6 protein-coding genes are annotated in these 4,261 nt (G+C 37.8%); 5 read left to right on the forward strand and 1 reads right to left on the reverse strand.

What is annotated here, in order from left to right; genetic code table 11:
- Nucleotides 1-241: 241 nt before the first annotated feature.
- The 4 genes from PLK24_RS08955 (at nt 242) to PLK24_RS08970 (ending at nt 2,993) form a co-directional block, all read left to right on the forward strand.
- The gene (locus PLK24_RS08955; protein WP_324478338.1) at nt 242-544 is read left to right on the forward strand and encodes a hypothetical protein; all 303 of its coding nucleotides are present in this window, start codon (nt 242-244) and stop codon (nt 542-544) included.
- 237 nt (nt 545-781) lie between these two features.
- Nucleotides 782-1,186: a helix-turn-helix domain-containing protein gene (locus PLK24_RS08960; protein WP_324478340.1), complete on the forward strand. Its 405-nt coding sequence runs from the start codon at nt 782-784 to the stop codon at nt 1,184-1,186.
- Nucleotides 1,187-1,289: 103 nt separating this feature from the next.
- A complete protein-coding gene (locus tag PLK24_RS08965) occupies nt 1,290-2,402 on the forward strand; it encodes a DNA-methyltransferase (RefSeq protein ID WP_502876061.1) in 1,113 nt (370 codons plus the stop codon).
- Nucleotides 2,403-2,405: 3 nt separating this feature from the next.
- Entirely contained in the window at nt 2,406-2,993 is a 588-nt protein-coding gene (locus PLK24_RS08970; RefSeq protein ID WP_324478344.1) for an HNH endonuclease, read from the forward strand.
- A 28-nt stretch (nt 2,994-3,021) separates the two neighbouring features.
- Here PLK24_RS08970 and PLK24_RS08975 read toward each other — a convergent pair whose 3' ends face one another.
- Nucleotides 3,022-3,591: a tyrosine-type recombinase/integrase gene (locus tag PLK24_RS08975; RefSeq protein ID WP_324478346.1), complete on the reverse strand. Its 570-nt coding sequence runs from the start codon at nt 3,589-3,591 to the stop codon at nt 3,022-3,024.
- A gap of 221 nt (nt 3,592-3,812) precedes the next feature.
- Here PLK24_RS08975 and PLK24_RS08980 point away from each other — a divergent pair, with 221 nt between their 5' ends.
- Complete coding sequence (locus tag PLK24_RS08980) at nt 3,813-4,037, forward strand: hypothetical protein (protein WP_324478348.1); 225 nt, start codon at nt 3,813-3,815, stop codon at nt 4,035-4,037.
- Nucleotides 4,038-4,261: the final 224 nt, after the last annotated feature.

The raw sequence follows: 4,261 nt of genomic DNA on the forward strand, positions 1-4,261 counted from the left end.
TTTATACCTTTGAATTTATAAGGTTTTCCTGGTGGGGCTTTTAGGGTGGAAAAGTGAGCTTGAGTTGGTCGCCATTTTGGCAGTTTCGGGAGTCTATAAAAAAGGAACCACCAAAAATAAATTGAGTTTCTTTAGTCTATAAAAAAGAGGGTATCGCAACATTTTCAACACGGTGAAGTACCGCCATTTTTTGCCACGCGGTAAGGGTTAGTTTTTAGAGTTTATCAACAAGGAGGGGAAAATGGAGGAAGAAAACAAAAAATATAAATCATCGGAATCAAAGGCTTCAAAATGGATTCAATACGGTGTCCTCGGTTTTGTCGCTTTCCTCTGGTTTCGGTTCACATGGTTTCAAGACAGTGACTATAATTTTTTTTTATGGATGGCAAGAATCTTCTATTGGTTTATCATCTGGGACAAGTATCTCAGTATTAAAGAGAAAGACAAAGAAATAAAAAACCTCAAAGAAAACATAGCAGAATTACAAATTTTAAGTTACGATTGGCAATGTAAATATTCGGTTTTATTACGTGAAAAAGGATGAAAAATTAACTCCCTAAAACAAGGATGCTTTTTCTATGCGTGGCAGATAAGGCCACTTTTGCCACGTGGTGAAGTATCAGGACATTCTGAACGCGGTAAGGGTATTTTTTTAGTTTTGTGAGGTGGTTCCACCCGGGGAATTATATTTTATGATCCATTTACCAGAGGATACCAAAGGGTGTAAACTTTTTGGTATCAAAATTGGTAGGGGTGTTAACCAGGGTGAGGGGGGTTATTCGTGAGTGGCAAAACCTATACCATTAAAGAGCTTTCTCAAATTACCGGGTACTCAAAGAATACTATTAGGGGTTACATTAAGAGTACCAAAATTAGGGCTAATTTGGTAGGGGGGGCATACCAGGTTGATCAGGCCGAGGCTGAGAAGGTTTTTAAGGTGGGCAAGATAATTAGTAGTACCAATGATACCAATTCTGGTACTCAAATTGATACCAACCTGATAACAGAAATGAAAGACCGGATCCACCAGTTAGAAAGCGATAAGGCCTTTCTACAAAAGCAAATTCTGGACTTACAAGAGACTATCAAAATGTTAACTATCCGGAAACTACCAGGGTACCAAGAGAATACCAGAGGGATATTGACCAGGGTAAAAGAATGGTTTGTGGGGAAAGGAAAAGATTAGAAAAAATGACTCAAAGAAAATATTAAAATTGGTATTTAAATTATAAAAAAATAAGATATAAGAGAGATAAAAAAAAGAAAGAGATGAATAGTGTTTTATAATAATGAGAGAATATGAAAGGCGATCTGGAGGCATAAAAGTGGATAAGAAAATTTTTTTTACAACAAAGGAGGCAACTCAGTATCTTGGAATAAGTGCTTCAACTATTTATCGCATAGAAAAAAAAGGATTGATATCCTCAATTAAAACAACTGGAGGTCAGAGACGTTTTAGTAAAGAAAATGTGGAAAAATATTTAAAAAATAGCCGAAGATTTAAAGCTCCTCAAAACCAAAGTAAATTTAAACGTAAAAATGAAGATGTTAAAAGAGAAAATAAAATTGATCGTGGCACAGAAAGAAAAATAAATGGGGTAGATTCAAATGAGTTATTTTATTCTATAGAAACAATCAAAATTTTTAATGCAGACATTTTAAAAATGAAAAGCGTTAAAGACAATTCTGTTGATTTAATTGTTACATCGCCACCTTATAATGTAGACATAAAATATAACTCACATAAAGATGCAATGACTTATGAAGACTATCTTTCATTTACAAAAAGATGGATTGAAAGATGCTATAAGTTTGTTAAAGAAGACGGAAGATTTTGCCTAAATATTCCTTTAGATAAAAATAAGGGTGGTCAACAGAGCGTATGTGCCGACATGACCACTTTAGCAAAACAGATTGGTTTTAAATATCATTCAACAATTATTTGGAACGAACAAAATATTTCAAGAAGAACCGCTTGGGGATCGTGGCTGTCAGCTTCAGCTCCTTACGTTATTGCTCCAGTTGAAGTGATCATAGTTCTCTATAAAAACAGCTGGAAGAAAACCAGTGGAAGTAAGCAGTCTGACATCACCAAAGAGGAGTTCATGGAGTGGACCAATGGGGTGTGGAACTTCAGCGGTGAGAGCAAGAAGAGGATCGGACATCCTGCTCCGTTCCCAGTCGAACTCCCCCGACGATGTATCAAGCTCTTCAGCTTTGTTGGTGACACGGTTCTTGATCCCTTCATGGGAAGTGGTTCGACCTTAATTGCTTGCTGTGAAACTAAGCGGTTGGGAATTGGTGTTGAAATTGATCAAGCCTACTGTGAGCTGGCACGGAAAAGACTCAAGAAAGAATGCCAGCTTGACCAGTTAAAAATTAACTTCTCTGGAGGAGAATAATAAATGAGTAGAACCATTCGAAGTTTGATATTGGAGTTCTTTTATCAGCATCCCAAGCAAGACTTGGAACATGGTCCTGTGGTAGATTGGGTGACAGAACAACACCTGAAAGAAAATACAACTCCACCACGTGACATTTGGCGAACGGTTCGCCACCTTCATCAAGAAGGGATACTCATCAAAGTCAACAAGGGTGTCTATCGATATGACCCCGAGCAAGTTACCAATCGAGAGCTCTTTGATTTCTCAGAAGAAACTAAAGAAGCAATTCTCCAGCGAGACCAATACCAGTGTGTGGTTTGTGGAAGAGGGAGAAAGGATGGAGTAGAACTCTGTGTCGATCACATTAAACCTAAAGATAAGGGAGGCGATAACTCGATCGAGAATGGACAGACGTTGTGCACTGAACACAATCTCCTGAAGAAGAATTATACCCAAACCGAAGCAGGCAAACGTTACTTCATTAAAATCTACAAACAAGCCGTAGCCAACAACGATATCAGAATGATCAACTTCTGTAAGGGTATTTTTGATGTTTATGATACTTACAAGTTAAATGGTCATATAAAAAGGCCAAATGGAAAGGAATAAAAACCAATTTTTGTGATAAATTTATCCTTCATGCAATCGAGACTTTCCGAAAAAACCTCATACCCTCTTCTAATTCCTCATCAAGAATATGAGTATAAATTTCGGTGATCTGAATTGAGGAATGGCCGAGGGCTTTTTGAACTAACCGTAAATTTTTGCTTTCCCGGTAAATATCAGTTGCAAAGGTATGGCGAAGAGTGTGAGGGTGAACGTCTTTTTCAATTCCAGCTTGTTTAGCCTTTCTTTCTACTAACGCCCGGACATATCGATCATTCATTTTATCTCCCCTCAGCGTGGTAAACAGAAGATCGCTTTCCGGTTTTATCTCTTTCCATTGTCTTAGGACCCCTAAGGCGTCATCATTTAGCCAAACGATCCGGTCCTTTTTTCCCTTCCCCTGGTGAATATGGATCTTTCCGCTTTTCCAGTCAATATCTTTGGACCGTAAATTTAACACTTCACCACAACGCAAACCAGCATCTAACATCAACCTCATCATGGCGTAATTCCGTAAACCAGTCGGGGCCTTCCGGTTGAAGGTCCGCAAAAAGGCCCGTTGTTCCTCCGCGGTTAAAACTTCCGGGATTTTTCTTTTCATTGTGTATTCCCTCCCTTTTTATGCTATAGTACCGATAACCTCCCTTTTCGGTATCATATTTACATTATAAAGAATTTCTATCCGGTTGTCAATATAAACGGTACTCTATTTTGTTTTTTTATTATTGAGTTATTTTTGGAGAGCAAATAGGCGATACTTTAGAAATTCAAAATGAAGCCGCAGAAATAAGAATTAGGGCAGAAAGAAAAGCAGGGGAATTGTTGCAAGAAACGGAAAAGAATAAAGGAGCAATGGGAACTGGGGCAAACCAATATCAAGAGGTGCAGTCACACGATGTTACCACACCTCCTACATTGTCTGATTTGGGTATTAAAAAAATGGAATCTTCACGCCTTCAAACCATCGCTTCAATACCAGAAGAAAACTTTGAAAAACACATTGCCGAAACCAAAGAAAACCACAGCGAGTTTACAACCGTTGGATGAATAAAAAACAGAATGAATTTTTCATTCTACGGGCTATAAGAGGGCAAATGAGGGGGGTTAATTTTTTAAAAGGTGTTATCTATCGAATGGAATTTTTAAAGGGGTTCCTGGGGCGTTTGGTGAGGTGGTGGAAAGAAAATAATTCAAAATATTTGATTTTTCCATTAAAACTGTTAAAATAGTACAGGGAATGTTTTATATAATTTATAATGTATCTCAGGGGG

It is taken from the genome of Atribacter sp. (assembly GCF_035418125.1).
GTDB classification, from domain to species: domain Bacteria; phylum Atribacterota; class Atribacteria; order Atribacterales; family Atribacteraceae; genus Atribacter; species Atribacter allofermentans.

Coding starts and splice junctions, on each gene's coding strand:
- PLK24_RS08975 (WP_324478346.1), bottom strand. CDS start 3,591: ATGAAAAGAAAAATCCCGGAAGTTTTAACCGCGGAGGAACAACGGGCC.
- PLK24_RS08970 (WP_324478344.1), top strand. CDS start 2,406: ATGAGTAGAACCATTCGAAGTTTGATATTGGAGTTCTTTTATCAGCAT.
- PLK24_RS08955 (WP_324478338.1), top strand. CDS start 242: ATGGAGGAAGAAAACAAAAAATATAAATCATCGGAATCAAAGGCTTCA.
- PLK24_RS08965 (WP_502876061.1), top strand. CDS start 1,290: ATGAGAGAATATGAAAGGCGATCTGGAGGCATAAAAGTGGATAAGAAA.